Origin of the sequence: Campylobacter concisus (genome assembly GCF_003049085.1) — a bacterium.
GTDB lineage: Bacteria > Campylobacterota > Campylobacteria > Campylobacterales > Campylobacteraceae > Campylobacter_A > Campylobacter_A concisus_H.
Map to the genome: position 1 here is coordinate 144,153 of NZ_PIQX01000003.1, position 15,218 is coordinate 159,370.

Consider the following 15,218-nt stretch of genomic DNA (forward strand, 5'->3'; position numbering starts at 1 on the left):
TTTATTTCTTTTTATCTTTTGCGTCGTCTTTGGTCGAGTCCTTTTTCTCGCCGTCTTTTTTCAAAAATAGCTCCTTAAAGCGCTTATCCGCAAAGTCCTCGATATCGTTTTGTAGCTGCCTATAGGCGTTTATGAGCTCATGCGCGCGTTCGTTTAGCGTCGTGCCGGCATTTTCGCCGCCGCCTTGCTTGGTGGTGAAGAGCTCCTCTTTTAGATTTTTTTGCAAAATTTGCAGATGATTCCAGCATTTTTTATAGTTCATGCCTAGGATTTCGGCGGCCTTTGAGATCGAGCCGACCTCGGCGATGACGTCTAGGACTTCGGTTTTGCCCTTGCCGAATATCAGCTCGCCCTCGTCGTTTTCTATCCAAGTTTTGGTTTTTACTCTCATCTTTTTTCCTTTCTTCTCCTTAAAACACCCCAACTGGCAGTATTTTACGTCGATTTTATAGTCTTTTAGCGTCGAGCGGATCGTCTTTAGCCCCACGCCCGCAGCCGCGTCTCTAGCGTCTTTGCACAGTATCCTGCCCTTTTCGTCGGTCATCTGTTTTAGCTGCGTCATCACGGTGTATTTGCCGCGTCCGTTTTCCAGTCCGCCAAACTGCCCCAGCTCGCAGTTATCTATCTTTACACCCATTTTTTCGGCCTCGTCGCTAACCTCGCCGATCTCTACGCCTAGCTTTGAGGCGATCTTAAACGCCGCGCCGCAGTCTAGCCTGCCCTTTGGATTTAACAGTTTTGTTATCAGTTCGCGGATTTGCTCACTCATAGATTCTCTCTGCGCCGCTATACACGTTTATGTTTTCGCCGCGAGCAAAGCCGCACAGCGTTAGGTTAAATTTACGCGCTATCACGACGCCAAGACTAGTCGGAGCCGTACGCGAGACGAGCACTGGGATGCCGTGCATGACGGCTTTTGCGACCATTTCGGAGCTGAGCCTGCCGCTCACCATCAAAAACGAATTTTGCAGCTGCGCGCCGGCTAGTATAGCTTTGCCGACGGCTTTGTCTATGGTGTTATGCTGAGCGATATCCTCGCCGATGTAAAACTGCTCTCCGTTCACGAAAAGCTTAGCCGTATGCACGCAGCCCGTCATCTCGTAAAGCTCGCACTGCGTGTAAAACTGCCCCATCTGGCGCAAAATTTCGTCTTTGTTAAATTTGACGTCGGCCTTTATAGAGCGCGCCGCCATAGCCTCAGGGTCGATGTTTGCCGTCGAGCTGCGTCCGCAGCCGCTGATTATCACCTTTTCCTCATCAAACTGCTCGAGGCGTTTTTCGTTTATTTTAGCCTTTACCCGCACGCTTAAAGCATCCTTTGAAAGCTCGATACTCTCGATATCCTCAGGGCTTGCGATCAAATTTTCGCTGATGAGATAGCCTGCAGCTAGTGCCTCCTGATCGGTCGGAGTTGCCATCACCGCGCCGAAACGCTTGCCGTTTATGTAGACCTCAAGCTTGATCTCGCGCACCAAAATATCATCAACGACGCTTTTTTGCGCGCCTTTAAATTTGGTGATTTGGGTCGTAAAAATAGGTTGCATGATTTTCCTTAATTTTTGCGAAATGATAGCTTGAAAATCTAAATTTAAGATTTGATTGTAGTGAAATCTTGCTTAAATCAAGCAAAAACTTAAACGTATTTTAGCGCGTTTTTATCGGTATCTGATGATGATTTGTATATGCGAATTTAGCATATATCTTAAGATATTTTTGACCACGATTTTATCATTATCTATTATTTGCATAAGAAATGAAGGAATAATAAAAAATAGCATAAGGCTAGAACGAGATCGCACATAACTTGCCGCATATGTAGGTTAAATCTTGAAAAATCATAAATATAATTTGCGGCCTGACGTAAGACCGAGAAGGAAATTTATATTATAGAGTCGAGTCAAAAAACTAATTTTGTCAAGCCGTATTTTACTGTTATATAGCCCGTGCATGACTCAAACACGTGGATATAAATGAGCACATCAAAAAGACTTTGAAAAAAAGCGGCTTTAAGGCGATGCTGGCAACGCAAAGAAAATATGACGCCATAAAATATCATCAGATATTTGAAGAATTTGGAGAGATAAAAAGTGCTTATGTGATATCAAGCAACGAGCACGAGGAGCTTGAGGGCGGAAATAAAGAGTATATAGCAAAGGCGTGGCAAGAGACTATAAAGGGCTACGGCAGTGAGGAAGAGTATCTAAAGCATGTGAAGGATGAATTTGTTTATGGCGACGAGATAGACTTGCTCATCGTCGTTGATAAGCTTTTAACTGGCTTTGATGCGCCAAGAGCAAGCACACTTTATATAGATAAACAGCTAAAAGAGCATAATTTGCTTCAAGCAATAGCTAGAGTAAATAGGCTTTATGATGGAAAAGATTATGGCTACATCATAGATTATAGGGGGCTTCTTGGCGAGCTTGATGAGGCGCTTACTAGCTATGCTTCGCTAAGTGGCTTTGACCCAGAAGATATAACTGGAGCCGTGATAGATGTAAGAAGCGAGATAATAAAGGCTAAGACTTACTTTGCTCATCTGGACGATCTTTTTAGCAGTGTGAAATTTAAAGACGATCTAGAAAGCTACGTGGCGGTTTTAGAAGATGTGCAAAAACGAGACGACTTTAAAGAGTGGCTATCACAGTTTGCTAGGGCGTTTAAGCTAGCGCTTTCAAGTGAGAAAATTTATGACATATTAAGCGAAGAGGAGATCAAAGCTTATAAGCAGAGGGTTAAATTTTATAACGAGCTAAGAAAGGCTGTGCAACTAAGGTATCACGAGGCTTGTGACTTTGGCAAATACGAAGCGCAGATGCAAAAGCTGCTCGATACTTACGTAAATGCACAAGGGGTCAATGAGCTTACGAAACTCGTAAATATCTTTGAGACGGAATTTGACGATGAGGTGCAAAGGGTTGAGGGTAAAAACGCAAAGGCTGACACTATCATCAGTGCCGTAAGCGCGGTGGTAAAAGAGAAAATGGACTCAAATCCAGCCTTTTATAAATCAATAGCGCAGCAGATACAAGATATCATCGACGAGTACAAGGCAAAAAGGCTAAGTGAGGAAGAAAAACTTGCCAAAGCAAAACTACTAAAAGACCTCATAACTGGCGCTTTAAAGCCAAATGAAGACAGATATCCAAAAGAATTTAATGGTAAGAAAATTTTATTTGCTATTTATGATAATTTGCTTGACATTTTGGCAGATGTAAAGCTTGTGGATGTTGAGGTGGTTGCTAAAAATTTGAGCGTGAAATTTTATGAAATTTACAAAGAGGCCTCAAAAAAACCAGAATGGCACAATAATAAAGATGTAGAAAATGAGATAACAAGCGCTATGGAGGACGCTCTTTGGGAGATAGAGGATGAATATGACGTTTCTATTGATGAGAAGGAAAAAATTTACCAAACTATCCGTGGAATAGAGATAAGCTTTTATGTTAAATGAGGTAAAAATCATCAAAAAAGAGGTGAAAAACATCACCTTAAAAGTTAGACCAAATGGCGAAGCGATCCTAACCGCGCCAAAAACCGCAAGCGATGAGCATATAAAATTTATCATAAAAAAAAGAGCTAAATGGATAGCACAAAAGCGCGCGTTTTTTACCTCGTTTAAGACGCCCGAAAAAGAGTACGTAAGCGGCGAAGACTTTAAATATCTTGGGCGAAGCTACCGGCTTAAAGTCGTGCAGTCTAAAGAGGAGCGTGTAAAGCTTCAATGTGGCTATCTTGAGCTATTTGTAAAAGATAAAAGCGATATAAAACGAAAAGAAAATTTGATCTATGGGTGGTACTATGAAAAGGCGATGTTATATTTTTTTAATATCTTGCAAGAATTTAACAAGATAGTAAAACAAGATATCAAAAGCGTAAAGATAAGGCAGATGAAAACAAGATGGGGGAGTTGCAACCCATATAAATCATATATAAATTTAAACATAGAGCTTATCAAAAAGCCAAAAGCATGCATCGAGTACGTCATATTTCACGAGCTTGCTCACCTGCTGTATCCAAATCACTCAAAGAAATTTTATGACTATCTAACGCTTTATATGCCTGATTGGCAAAAACGCAAGGAAATTTTAGAAAGAGTTTAGAAAATTTGGCTTAAATTTTGGACTATTAAACATTTTTGTATTTTAAAAGTATTTTAAAATCTAAGGAAAAGTGATGAAAAATTTTTAATTTTTTATTGTTGATAAAGTAAGTGGTGGGTTCACCAGGACTCGAACCTGGGACCATCCGGTTATGAGCCGGATGCTCTAACCAACTGAGCTATGAACCCACAGTTGAAAGAAAATCATATTATACAAGAAAAAGCTTATCTAAATATAAAAAATAGTCTTTTTTATGTGGAGTATAAAACGAATAAATTTAAAAAGAAAAGCCCTAAATTAGGGCTTATAAATTATTTATAATTTTTTATCGCAGCGTCTAAAATCTCTTTTGCAGCATTTGCGTCTTTAAATTCTTTTACCTTTACCCATTTATTTGGCTCAAGAATTTTATAAGTTTCAAAGAAATTTTTGATCTTATTTAGTGTTGCAGCCGGCAGATCCTCGTAGCTTTTTATCGCATCATATCTTGGATCGATCTTTGTAACTGGCACAGCCAAAAGCTTCTCATCCATACCCGCCTCATCTTCCATCACCAAAACGCCTATCAAGCGGCAAGGGATGACGCTGCCAGCTTGGAGTGGATACTCATTTAGTACCAAAATATCAGCTGGGTCACCATCAGCCGCAAGTGTGTTTGGCACAAAGCCGTAGTTTGCTGGGTAAAACATCGCTGAATAAAGCACACGATCAACTACGACTGCACCGCTATCTTTGTCGATCTCGTATTTGATATTCGAGCCATAAGGTATTTCGATTACGGCATTGATTTTGTCTGGGTTTGAGCCAAATTTGATCTTTGAAACGTCCATATATTCGTCCTTTTTATTAGAAATTTTCGTGATTTTAGTATTTTTTGCATTAAATACGCGTAAAATTTAACTACTTTATAACCTCTATGCTATCGACATCGATCTCTGTTTTCATAAGGTCTTTATCCACTTCGCCTCTTATTCTTAAAGGTGTATCTTCGTTGGCTGTTATGTTACCCCATTTTTTGTTATCAATCTCAATAATAATGACGTCACCATTTTTATCGATAAATTCATATTTGTCTGATTTTATATGTGATTTTATTTTGCCCTCAAGTACGACTTTAGCGTCGTCTTTTAGTTTTAAAGCCTCTTTTACGCTTATCGCTTCACTTGAGCATTTTGATGTGAAGCCCCCAGCCATTGTGATGCTAGCAGCTAGTGAAGCGATTATGATTTTTTTCATTTTTATCCTTTTAGAATTTGTTGTAAAAATTTAAAGGGATATTACATTTTTGATGTTAATGAAAGGTAAGTTTTTACATAAAGTCTTTTGTAACAATGTTATAGATGTTTTTAGCGGTGATTGGCAGTGCTCTATCTGCGTTGCCACCAAGAAAGCCATATCTGATCTCGACCGTAACATTAAATTTGGCCACCTCTTTGCCACTTTGATCGACTAAATTTACGACCGCGAGAGTCTCAGATTTGCCAGCACCACCTATGCCTAGAGTTAAGTGTCTAAGGATTCTAACTCCATTTTTTGTTCTTTGTATGTCGCATTTTATGATTAGATCATCGCCGTACTGGTCTCTCTTTTTTAAAAAGGCATTTATGTATTTTTCTAGCTTTTTGTCAAGCTCGGTTTCTCCGCAAACTGCTTTAGCGCTACTGTACTTATACGTGGTGTCTTTTTCAACCATCTCTATATGCTTTTTGGCACATCCTGTAAAAGCAAAAATGGCTATGATCACAAGTAGTATCGTAAATTTAAATTTATGCATAATTTCATCTTTTGTTTATGTTTCTTAAAAATAAGTTTAGGATTATAGATTGGAACCTTGCACCTTTTGATGCAAGGTCTGTAAATTTATAAAAGTTTAGCTAGTAAATTTTTGATATCAGCTACGATCTCGTCTATACCGCGTTCGCCGTTTACCACATGAAGTAGCTCTTTTTTACTGTAAAATTCACGGATGGGCACGATCGGATCAAGATATACTTTCATGCGGTTGTTAAATACTTCGTTGTTGTCATCAGCACCTCTTGCACGGCCGAGCACTCTTGCTCTTGCCACATCTTCGCTAACGTCTACTTCGATGACGCCTTTAAGAGAAATTTCTTTTTGCTCGCTTAATACCTTGTCAAGCTCTGCCATTTGTTCAACGCTTCTTGGGTAGCCGTCTATTATGATGTTTGATTTTTCTGAGCCTTTAATGGCTGATACGATCGCATTTACGACAACGTCAAGCGGAACTAAATTTCCTTTTGAGATAAAGCCGTCTATTAGCTTACCAAGCTCACTACCACTAGCAACTTCAGCTCTTAAAAGATCGCCAGTTGAAAAGTGTGCAAATTTCTCATCTTGCTGTGCGATGATCGATGCATCTGTTGTTTTGCCGCTACCTGGAGCGCCGATGATTAAAAATAAATTCTTCATTCTTTCCCTTTTTATATTTTTTGAGCGCCTTTGAATGAGTTTGAAAATTTCGCCCTGTAGCAGACTATATGTCTAGCTTTGGGATGAAATTTTCTGCACAACATCCAAAATTATCTCAAAAATTTAATCTTTAAATAAAATAACTCAAATTTAGACATCTAAAAGTCTAAATTTATTGCAAAAATTTTAAGCCTTTTGCTCTTTTTCTCTTATCCTTAGTCCTAGCTCCCTAAGCTGTTCATTGCTAGCGTGGCTTGGTGCCTTTGTTAGTGGGCACTGAGCACGTTGTGTTTTAGGGAAGGCTATGACGTCACGGATCGAACTTGCTTTATTTACAAGCATATTTAGCCTATCAAAGCCGATCGCGATACCACCATGTGGAGGCGCGCCAAATGTCAAGGCATCAAGCAAGAAGCCAAATTTCTCACGCTGCTCCGCTTCATCTATGCCAAGAAGTTTAAAGACCTTTTGTTGGATGTTGTTTTTGTGAATTCTTATACTTCCGCCGCCAAGCTCAAAGCCGTTTAGTACGACATCGTGAGCGATAGAGAGGATGTCCTCAAGATCAGGCTCGTCTATATTTTTTGGCATAGTAAATGGATGGTGCATAGCAGAGTAGCTGCCATCGTCATTTTGCTCAAACATTGGGAAGTCAAGCACCCATAAAAACTCAAGCTTGTCTTGATCGATGATACCCATTTGTTCAGCTAGGAAAATTCTAAATCTTCCCATATAATCAAGTACGATCTTTTTCTTGCCAGCACCAAAGAATACGACATCGCCAACTTTTAGTTCACATCTTGAGATGATCTCGTCAAGATCGCTTTGCTCGAAAAATTTGCAAAGTGGGCCTTTTAGTCCTTCTTCTTTCATTTGGAAGTAGCCAAGCCCTTGTGCGCCAAATTTACGTACAAATTCCTCAAATCTATTCATCTCGCGCTTGCTAAAGATGTTGTCGCCATTTGGTACTTTTAGCGCTTTGATACGGTTTTTCTTCTTGTCTTTTGCAATAGAGCTAAAAATTTCATTGCTTGAACGTTCAAAAATATCAATTACATCGACCATTTTCAAATCATATCTGAGGTCTGGCTTGTCTGAGCCGTAAGTCTCAGTGGCCTCTTTGTAGCTCATGCGTCTAAATGGCGTTTTGATGTCGTATCCGCAGGCTTTAAATATATCTTTTAGCATCGTTTCAGCCATATTTATGATATCTTCTTGCTCTACAAAGCTCATTTCGATATCTATTTGGGTAAATTCTGGTTGGCGATCAGCCCTTAGGTCTTCGTCGCGGAAGCATTTTGCGATTTGGAAATATTTATCAAAGCCAGAACACATCAAAAGCTGTTTAAATAGCTGTGGGCTTTGTGGGAGTGCGTAAAATTGACCCGGATATACACGGCTTGGCACTAGATAGTCTCTCGCACCTTCTGGAGTCGCGCGTGTTAAAACAGGAGTTTCAAACTCGATAAAGCCCATTTTGTCTAGGCTGTTTCTAGCTGCGATCGCTGCACGAGAACGCATTTTAAAGATATTTTGTAAGCGCTCGCTTCTAAGGTCTAAAAAGCGGTATTTTAGCCTGATATCCTCGTTTACGCTCTCATCGCCTATCATAAATGGTAGTGGCTCGCTTGGATTTTCGATGATTAGCTCGCTTACTATTACTTCTATCTCGCCAGTTTTTAGCTTTGGATTGGTTAGTCCTTCGCCTCTAGCCCTTACTTTTCCTTTTGCTTTTAAGACATATTCATCTCTTACTTTTGCAGCCACGTCGTGTGCTTCTTTGCTATCAGCAGGGTCACAAACTAATTGTATAAGTCCGCTAACGTCTCTTAAGTCAATGAAAACAACGCCGCCGTGGTCTCTATATGTGTTTGCCCAGCCACAAAGTATTACTTCTTTGCCGATATCAGCTTTACTAAGATCGGTGCAATAATGACTTCGCATAAAATGCTCCTTTGCAATGTTTTTTAGGCAATTATAATCGCTTTTTTCTTTTGAAAAGCTTTGTTAAAATAAAATATGTTACAATCATTTACATGAAAAATGAACAAAAATTTAATACTTTTTGCACAAAAAAAGTAGGACTTATTGCTAAAGATTATCCATTATTTAGGCAAGATTTAGAAAAATTAGAAAAAATTTTAAAAAAGTATAACGCAGAAATTTTGCTTGAAAAAAATTGTGCTAAGCGCATAGAAAAAAGTGGTTTTGAGCTTATAAAATTAGCTAAAGAGTGTGAATTTCTGATCACTCTTGGCGGAGATGGAACGATCATTTCAACTTGTAGAAAGCTAGCTCACATCTCGCCACTTGTCCTTGGCATACACGCTGGTAGACTTGGATTTCTAACCGACATAATGATTAATGAAAGTGAGAAATTTTTTAAAGACTTTTTTGATGGTAAATTTGAAGTAGAAATGCCTTTTATGCTTGACGTCGCGCTTCATAAAAATGATGGCAAAACTGAGCAAAAGATAGCATTTAATGATGCGGTTATCGTTAGTAAAAATGGCGGTTCGATGACACATATCGAGGCACTTTTAAATGAAAAGTATTTTAATTCATATTTTGGAGACGGCGTTATAGTAGCGACACCTGCTGGAACCACGGCATATAACATGAGCGCAAATGGCCCTATTATCTATCCATTAAGCGAAGTTTTCACAGTAACTCCTATCTGCTCGCACTCACTTACACAGCGTCCGGTCGTGCTTACGAAAAATCACACGGTCAAATTTAGAACAAATAGTGACGCGATTTTGGTACTTGATGGGCAAGATAGGTTTGATATGAGTAAAATTTCAGCCGTTAGCATGAGCCTCAGCGATAAAAAAGCGAGGCTGATACGCCATATTGGCAGGGATTATTTTCAAATTTTAAAAGAGAAACTTCACTGGGGTTATAATGATTGATCGAATTTTGATTAAAGATTATCTAAATTTTAAAAATGTCGAGCTAAATTTCAAAGAGGGTCTTAGTGTATTTACGGGCGTTAGCGGCGCTGGTAAGTCTGTGCTAATGAGCGCCATAATGGCTGTTTTTGGGCTAAAAGATAGCGAGGCAAGGCTCATTGAAGCTGACGTGGAGCATAAATTTGAGCTTGACGAGTTTGGCATAGAAAACGAAGAGGTCAATATTTTCAAGCTTTTAAAAGATAAGAGCACGAGATATTTTATAAACCAACAAGCCATCTCAAAGAAAAATTTAGCCCAAGTGGCGCGCGAGCACATAAAATATCTCTCGGCAAAAGAGGCAAATGAATTTGAAAATGAGAAATTTCTAAATCTACTTGATAGGCTAGAAATTTCAAAAAATGAGAAATTTAAAGAGATAAAACAAGAATTTGAAGAGGTGTTTTTGGAATTTTCTAAAATTTCAAAAGAGCTAGCCGCCATAAAAGAGGAAGAGAAAAAGGTCGAGGAGCTAAAGGAGCTTGCTAGCTTTGAGATCGAGAAGATAAGAAGTGTTGGGCCTAAAAAAGGCGAGTTTGAAGAGCTTATGGAGACTAAAAAAAGGCTTAGTAAAAAGGATAAGATAAATGAGGCGTGGGCTAGAGCTGAGCGGATATTTGAGCTAGAGCATAGCGTAAATGAGGCGCTAAGCATCAGTGGCCTTGACAATGGCTTTTTTGAAGATGCGATGAATGAGCTAAGAGTCGCAAGAGATAGCCTAAATATGGAGGAACTTGACGATATCGACGTGGAGAGTGTGCTTGATAGGATAGAGGCTCTTAATGCCATCATCAGAAGATACGGCAGCGAGGAAGAGGCATTAGAAGCGCTTGATAAAAAGGAAAAAGAGCTTGCCAGATATGAAAATTTAAGCTTTGAAAAGAGCGAGCTAGAGAAGAAATTTGAAATTTTAAGCAAAAAGACAAATGAGCTAGCTGACGCTTTAAGCAAGGCAAGGGGCGTAAATTTAAAAGAGCTTGAGAGTATGATAAATTCATATTTAAAAGAGCTTTATATGCCAGATATTACGCTGAGTATTGAGGCTAAAAAGCTTGATATTTTGGGCGTTGATGAGATTTGTCTAAATTTAAATGAGACTTCGCTTAAAAATTTAAGCTCAGGCGAGCTAAATCGCTTAAGGCTGGCTTTTATAGCCGCATCTAGTGAGATTACAAAAACGGGCGGTGATGTCATCATACTTGATGAAATAGATGCAAATTTAAGTGGAAAAGAAGCGATGAGTATCGCAAATGTGTTGCTTAAGCTTGCAAATTTTTATCAAATTTTTGCCATTTCACATCAGCCGCAGCTTAGCTCAAAGGCAAATTCACACTTTTTAGTAGAGCGTCACGGTGAAAACTCGGTCGTAAGAGAGCTTGATAAAGATGAACGAGTGAGCGAATTAGCACGTATGATAAGCGGTGAGCACATAAGTGAAGAGGCAATAAATTTTGCGAAAGGGCTTTTAAAGTAGCTTAATTTAAATTATTAATTTAAGCTTTATAAATAAATTTATTTGATAAAATCGCCACTAATTTGATAAAAATTTTTGTAGGAATAATATGGAAAGAATCCTTGTAGTTGATGATAATAAGGCGTTAGCAAAGCTGATTGTTATGCAAATGGAAAAGACTATTGATGAGATGGCAATTGATGTCGCATATAGTTTTGCCGAGGCTCAAATGCTAATTAATGAGCATGATAAAGATTATTTTATGACTATTTTGGATTTAAATTTGCCAGATGCTCCAAATGGAGAGATTGTTGATTATGCGCTTTCCAAAGGGCTTTCGGCTATCGTTTTAACAGGTAGCATTGATGATGAAACAAGGCAAAATTTTATAAATAAAGATATTGTGGATTATGTTTATAAAGGAAATATGGACGATATCAACTATATCTTCCAAATGATAAATAGACTGAGCAAAAATAGACAATACAAGGTTTTGGTTGTCGAAGACTCGCTTCCTTTTAGAAATATGATAAAAAAGATATTAACTAGCCTTCAGTTTAAAGTTTTAGCCGCAGCTCACGGCGAAGAGGCAATGAATTATTTTGCGGATAATCCTGATATAAATCTTATAATAACTGATTATAGAATGCCAGTGAAAGACGGTCTTGAAGTTCTAAAAGAGGCTAGAAAAGAAAAAGATAAAAATAGTCTTGGTGTAATCGTTATGACATCGCCTAGTGAAAAGACCGACGCGTCAATATTTTTAAAAAATGGTGCGAGCGATTTTATAGCAAAACCATTTTCAAAAGAAGAGCTAATATGCCGTGTTAATAACACGATCGAAGCGATGGAAAATATAAACAAGATAGCAAATTTTGCAAATCGTGACTTCTTGACTGGGGTTTATAATAGAAGATTTTTTTATTCCGACGTGGAAGAGTATATCCAAGCAGCTGAAGAGACCAATGAGTCTTATGCTTTTGCGATGATTGATGTTGATTATTTTAAGAAGATAAATGATACATATGGCCATGATGGTGGAGACAGGATACTAAAATCAATCGCAAAAATTTTAAATGACAATACAAAAGGAAGTGACATCGTTGCTAGATTTGGCGGCGAAGAATTCTGCGTCGTGCTTAAAAAGATAAGCAGAGAAGAAGCTGTTAAATTTTTTGTAAATTTACGAGCCAAAGTGGCTGAAAATGAAGTAGTTATAAAGAAACAAAAAATAAGAGTGACCATATCTATAGGTGTATCTTTTGGCAATGGGCATTGCGAGATAGATGATATGCTTGAGGCTTGCGATTCGGCACTTTACACCGCAAAAGAAAATGGTAGAAACAGAGTAGAAATAGCTTTATGATTATAGATACACATTGTCATTTGGATAGTAAAGTTTATGATCCTGACCTTGATAAAATTTTAGATGAAGCTAGAAATTTAGGGCTAAAGGGCTTTATTATCCCGGGAGCTGATATCAATGATTTACCAAAAGCAGCTAAAATAGCGCATGAAAATTCTGACATTTTCTTTGCCGCTGGAGTTCATCCATATGATAAAGAGAGTTTTAGTATTGAGATTTTAAGAAATTTTGCTAAAGATGAAAAGTGTGTGGCGATTGGTGAATGCGGTCTTGACTACTTTCGCTTACCAAAAGATGAAAATGAAAAGATAAAAGAAAAAGAGGATCAAAAACGTATTTTTTTAGCTCAACTTGATTTGGCTGTTGAGTTAAAAAAACCCGTTATTCTTCACATTAGGGAGGCTAATGAGGACTCTTTTAATATCTTAAAAGAGTATGCACTAAAGCTTGAAGCTGGATCGATTTTGCACTGTTATAATGCTTCGCCACTTCTTTTAGAGCTTTGTAAATTTGGGAATTTTTACTTTGGCATAGGCGGTGTTTTAACATTTAAAAATGCTAAAAATTTAGTTGAAATTTTGCCAAAAATCCCATTTGATAGGATAGTTATTGAAACTGACGCTCCTTATCTCACGCCAGAGCCAAATCGTGGTAAGAGAAATGAGCCGGCGTTTACGACATTTGTTGCTAAAAAGATAGCTGAAATTTTAAACCTTGAGTTTGAAGTTGTTTGTGAAAAAACTTCAAATAATGCCAAAAGGTTGTTTAAGTGCTTTGCTTAAATTTTGAGCGTTGCACTTGTTTAAGATGCTAGCATCTTAAGTTTTGACACGAAAAAAGGATAGAAATGAAAGCAATGCTTAAAATATTTTTAATGTTTGCATGTAGTACCTTGCTACTAGCAAATACACCTGAAAAGAGCTCATACGACACTCAGGTAAAAATTTTAAAAGAGCTGGACATTGATGCTAGCTTTATGAAGACTTCTCACTATGCAAAGATGAGGCAAGGTATCAAACAATCACAACTTGAAACATTTACAGAAGCTCTAAAAAATGGTTATATGTATATACCGATGGTAAAAGAGCAGATCAAAAAATCAGGCGTACCTGAGTCATTCTTTTATCTGGCAATGATAGAATCAGGCTTTTCAAATCACACAGTCTCAAACGCAAAAGCTACTGGTATGTGGCAGTTTATGGAGCAAACGGCTAGACTTCATGGTTTAAAAGTGGGTCAATATGTAGATGAGAGAAAAGATCCAGTAGAGTCTACTATTGCGGCTACAAATTATCTAAAGTCGCTTAAAAATCAATTTGGCAAATGGTATCTAGCAGCTATGGCTTATAACTGCGGCGATGGAGCCTTAAAAAGAGCTATACAAAAAGCTGGCACAGATGATCTTGTAACGCTTCTTGATGCTGAGAAAAAATACCTTCCAGCCGAAACTAGAAATTTTGTTATTAAAATTTTAAGAGCAGCATATACTGCAAAAGACGCGGACTTCCTAATGTCTAAAGATTCATCTTTGTTAAACATAAACGGAGGACTAAAGCTTGTAAAAGTAAAAGTACCTGGCGGTACAAATTTAGCTCAAATAGGCGATAGTATCGGTCTTAGTACAAAAAAGATGAAAAATAACAATCCGCATTTAAAATTTGTATTTACTCCACCAACTCTAAAAGATTATTATGTTTATATCCCTGAAAATAAAAAGCAGCTTTTTGCAGAAAATTTCAAGCCATTTAATGGTAAAAACAATTTTTATACCTACGTTGTAAAAAAAGGCGAAACATTACTTTCTATCTCTAAAAAAACAGGTGTTAGTCATAGAGCGATCAAGGACTACAACGAGCTTAGCACAAATGCCGTAAGCTATAATCAAAAACTAATTATTCCATTTTCCGCACAAAATAAATCTCAAAACTATATAGTCCAAACTGGTGACACGATAGCTTCTTTATCTAAAAAATTTAATGTGAGTGAAAAAGATTTAAAAGATGCAAATTCTTTTGCTAGTTCAAATTTAAATGTTGGAGCAAATATTGTCATACCATAAGAGCCTAAAATTTTATATAGGACTAAGTTTTACTCTTCTAGTTACTGGCTGCTCTTGGAGCGGGGCGCCATTTACACCAAGTGGCCCAACTAATGTAAAGGGCAACAATTCAGCTTCTATCCAAAAAGCAACAATGAGGCCTTACACGATAAATGGCAAAACTTACTACCCAACCGTTGTAAGCGTGGGTGATAGGGCAAGCGGCACAGCAAGCTGGTATGGTCCAAATTTTCATGGCAAAACAACCTCAAACGGTGAAATTTATAATATGTACAACATGACTGCAGCACACAAAACTTTGCCGATGAATACGATCCTTAAAGTAACAAATTTAAGAAATCAAAAAAGCGTCGTTGTTCGTGTAAATGATCGTGGACCTTTTGTGGACGATAGAGTTTTAGACCTTTCAAAGGCGGCTGCAACTAAACTTGATATTATCGGTACAGGCACAGCTCCAGTCAGTATGGAAGTCATAGGCTTTAATGAAGATATTAATGCTATTGCAAGCATTAATACTCAAACAAAACCAACAAGCACTGGTATAAAAGTGCCAAATCCAGTCTCTCCGACAGCTCCAACTGGAGGCATTATTATTTCGTCAGAGCAACGGGTTGTAGGTGGAGATTTTATGGTGCAAATTGGCTCATTTAAAAACCTTGAGGGCGCAAACAGATATCAAAGAGAACATCAAAGCATAGATGGTTACAAGTCGGTAGTCAGGACATTTACTATAGATGGATCTACCATTTATAGAGTATTTTTAAATGGCTTTAGAAGTGAGGACGAGGCTAGGGATTACGCAAGAAGCGGTAAATTCCAAGGTGCATTTATAGTAAGAGGTTAGGGCGTGAGAGAA

Annotated in this window: 15 protein-coding genes and 1 tRNA gene; 8 read left to right on the forward strand and 8 right to left on the reverse strand. The window is 38.0% G+C overall.

Features of this window, described 5'->3' with window-relative positions; genetic code table 11:
• Position 1 precedes the first annotated feature (1 nt).
• Entirely contained in the window at positions 2-769 is a 768-nt protein-coding gene (locus CVT13_RS04670; protein ID WP_107811777.1) for a winged helix-turn-helix domain-containing protein, read from the reverse strand.
• A complete protein-coding gene (gene fdhD / locus CVT13_RS04675) occupies positions 762-1,544 on the reverse strand; it encodes a formate dehydrogenase accessory sulfurtransferase FdhD (RefSeq protein ID WP_107811778.1) in 783 nt (260 codons plus the stop codon). The genes CVT13_RS04670 and fdhD overlap by 8 nt, the downstream gene beginning before the upstream one ends.
• 470 nt (positions 1,545-2,014) lie before the next feature.
• Here fdhD and CVT13_RS04680 point away from each other — a divergent pair, with 470 nt between their 5' ends.
• Both CVT13_RS04680 and CVT13_RS04685 read left to right on the forward strand, forming a co-directional pair.
• The gene (locus CVT13_RS04680) at positions 2,015-3,454 is read left to right on the forward strand and encodes a UvrB domain 3-containing protein (RefSeq protein WP_234411973.1); all 1,440 of its coding nucleotides are present in this window, start codon (positions 2,015-2,017) and stop codon (positions 3,452-3,454) included.
• Positions 3,444-4,103 (forward strand): M48 family metallopeptidase, encoded by a 660-nt coding sequence (locus tag CVT13_RS04685; protein WP_107811779.1) that lies wholly within the window; start codon positions 3,444-3,446, stop codon positions 4,101-4,103. The genes CVT13_RS04680 and CVT13_RS04685 overlap by 11 nt, the downstream gene beginning before the upstream one ends.
• Positions 4,104-4,214: 111 nt before the next feature.
• Here CVT13_RS04685 and CVT13_RS04690 read toward each other — a convergent pair.
• The 6 genes from CVT13_RS04690 to aspS form a co-directional block, all read right to left on the reverse strand.
• Positions 4,215-4,291 (reverse strand) — tRNA-Ile (locus CVT13_RS04690).
• Between the two features lie 123 nt (positions 4,292-4,414).
• Positions 4,415-4,933 (reverse strand): inorganic diphosphatase, encoded by a 519-nt coding sequence (ppa, locus tag CVT13_RS04695; protein ID WP_107811780.1) that lies wholly within the window; start codon positions 4,931-4,933, stop codon positions 4,415-4,417.
• Positions 4,934-5,003: 70 nt separating this feature from the next.
• Entirely contained in the window at positions 5,004-5,339 is a 336-nt protein-coding gene (locus tag CVT13_RS04700) for a NirD/YgiW/YdeI family stress tolerance protein (RefSeq protein ID WP_107811781.1), read from the reverse strand.
• A gap of 73 nt (positions 5,340-5,412) precedes the next feature.
• The gene (locus CVT13_RS04705) at positions 5,413-5,877 is read right to left on the reverse strand and encodes a DUF4410 domain-containing protein (RefSeq protein ID WP_107811782.1); all 465 of its coding nucleotides are present in this window, start codon (positions 5,875-5,877) and stop codon (positions 5,413-5,415) included.
• Positions 5,878-5,963: 86 nt separating this feature from the next.
• Positions 5,964-6,533, reverse strand: coding sequence for an adenylate kinase (locus tag CVT13_RS04710; protein WP_107811783.1), 570 nt, complete (start codon positions 6,531-6,533; stop codon positions 5,964-5,966).
• Positions 6,534-6,719: 186 nt separating this feature from the next.
• Positions 6,720-8,477, reverse strand: coding sequence for an aspartate--tRNA ligase (gene aspS / locus CVT13_RS04715; RefSeq protein WP_107811784.1), 1,758 nt, complete (start codon positions 8,475-8,477; stop codon positions 6,720-6,722).
• A 92-nt stretch (positions 8,478-8,569) separates the two neighbouring features.
• Here aspS and CVT13_RS04720 point away from each other — a divergent pair, with 92 nt between their 5' ends.
• From CVT13_RS04720 to CVT13_RS04745, 6 genes are all read left to right on the forward strand, one after another.
• Positions 8,570-9,445, forward strand: a complete 876-nt coding sequence (locus CVT13_RS04720; RefSeq protein WP_107811857.1) for an NAD(+) kinase — start codon at positions 8,570-8,572, stop codon at positions 9,443-9,445.
• Complete coding sequence (locus tag CVT13_RS04725; protein ID WP_199907275.1) at positions 9,438-10,958, forward strand: AAA family ATPase; 1,521 nt, start codon at positions 9,438-9,440, stop codon at positions 10,956-10,958. Before CVT13_RS04720 ends, CVT13_RS04725 begins: the two co-directional genes overlap by 8 nt.
• A gap of 88 nt (positions 10,959-11,046) precedes the next feature.
• Positions 11,047-12,303, forward strand: coding sequence for a diguanylate cyclase (locus tag CVT13_RS04730; RefSeq protein WP_107811785.1), 1,257 nt, complete (start codon positions 11,047-11,049; stop codon positions 12,301-12,303).
• A complete protein-coding gene (locus tag CVT13_RS04735; protein WP_107811786.1) occupies positions 12,300-13,085 on the forward strand; it encodes a TatD family hydrolase in 786 nt (261 codons plus the stop codon). The genes CVT13_RS04730 and CVT13_RS04735 overlap by 4 nt, the downstream gene beginning before the upstream one ends.
• A gap of 65 nt (positions 13,086-13,150) precedes the next feature.
• Positions 13,151-14,362, forward strand: coding sequence for a lytic transglycosylase domain-containing protein (locus CVT13_RS04740; RefSeq protein WP_084108587.1), 1,212 nt, complete (start codon positions 13,151-13,153; stop codon positions 14,360-14,362).
• Complete coding sequence (locus CVT13_RS04745) at positions 14,349-15,206, forward strand: septal ring lytic transglycosylase RlpA family protein (RefSeq protein ID WP_107811787.1); 858 nt, start codon at positions 14,349-14,351, stop codon at positions 15,204-15,206. Before CVT13_RS04740 ends, CVT13_RS04745 begins: the two co-directional genes overlap by 14 nt.
• Positions 15,207-15,218: the final 12 nt, after the last annotated feature.

Bases quoted from the DNA above. Each gene is read 5' to 3' on its own strand.
- CVT13_RS04670 (WP_107811777.1), bottom strand. From the start codon at position 769: ATGAGTGAGCAAATCCGCGAACTGATAACAAAACTGTTAAATCCAAAG.
- CVT13_RS04735 (WP_107811786.1), top strand. From the start codon at position 12,300: ATGATTATAGATACACATTGTCATTTGGATAGTAAAGTTTATGATCCT.
- CVT13_RS04720 (WP_107811857.1), top strand. From the start codon at position 8,570: ATGAAAAATGAACAAAAATTTAATACTTTTTGCACAAAAAAAGTAGGA.
- CVT13_RS04705 (WP_107811782.1), bottom strand. From the start codon at position 5,877: ATGCATAAATTTAAATTTACGATACTACTTGTGATCATAGCCATTTTT.
- CVT13_RS04725 (WP_199907275.1), top strand. From the start codon at position 9,438: ATGATTGATCGAATTTTGATTAAAGATTATCTAAATTTTAAAAATGTC.
- CVT13_RS04685 (WP_107811779.1), top strand. From the start codon at position 3,444: ATGTTAAATGAGGTAAAAATCATCAAAAAAGAGGTGAAAAACATCACC.
- ppa (WP_107811780.1), bottom strand. From the start codon at position 4,933: ATGGACGTTTCAAAGATCAAATTTGGCTCAAACCCAGACAAAATCAAT.
- CVT13_RS04700 (WP_107811781.1), bottom strand. From the start codon at position 5,339: ATGAAAAAAATCATAATCGCTTCACTAGCTGCTAGCATCACAATGGCT.
- CVT13_RS04680 (WP_234411973.1), top strand. From the start codon at position 2,015: ATGCTGGCAACGCAAAGAAAATATGACGCCATAAAATATCATCAGATA.
- aspS (WP_107811784.1), bottom strand. From the start codon at position 8,477: ATGCGAAGTCATTATTGCACCGATCTTAGTAAAGCTGATATCGGCAAA.
- CVT13_RS04730 (WP_107811785.1), top strand. From the start codon at position 11,047: ATGGAAAGAATCCTTGTAGTTGATGATAATAAGGCGTTAGCAAAGCTG.
- CVT13_RS04740 (WP_084108587.1), top strand. From the start codon at position 13,151: ATGAAAGCAATGCTTAAAATATTTTTAATGTTTGCATGTAGTACCTTG.
- CVT13_RS04710 (WP_107811783.1), bottom strand. From the start codon at position 6,533: ATGAAGAATTTATTTTTAATCATCGGCGCTCCAGGTAGCGGCAAAACA.
- fdhD (WP_107811778.1), bottom strand. From the start codon at position 1,544: ATGCAACCTATTTTTACGACCCAAATCACCAAATTTAAAGGCGCGCAA.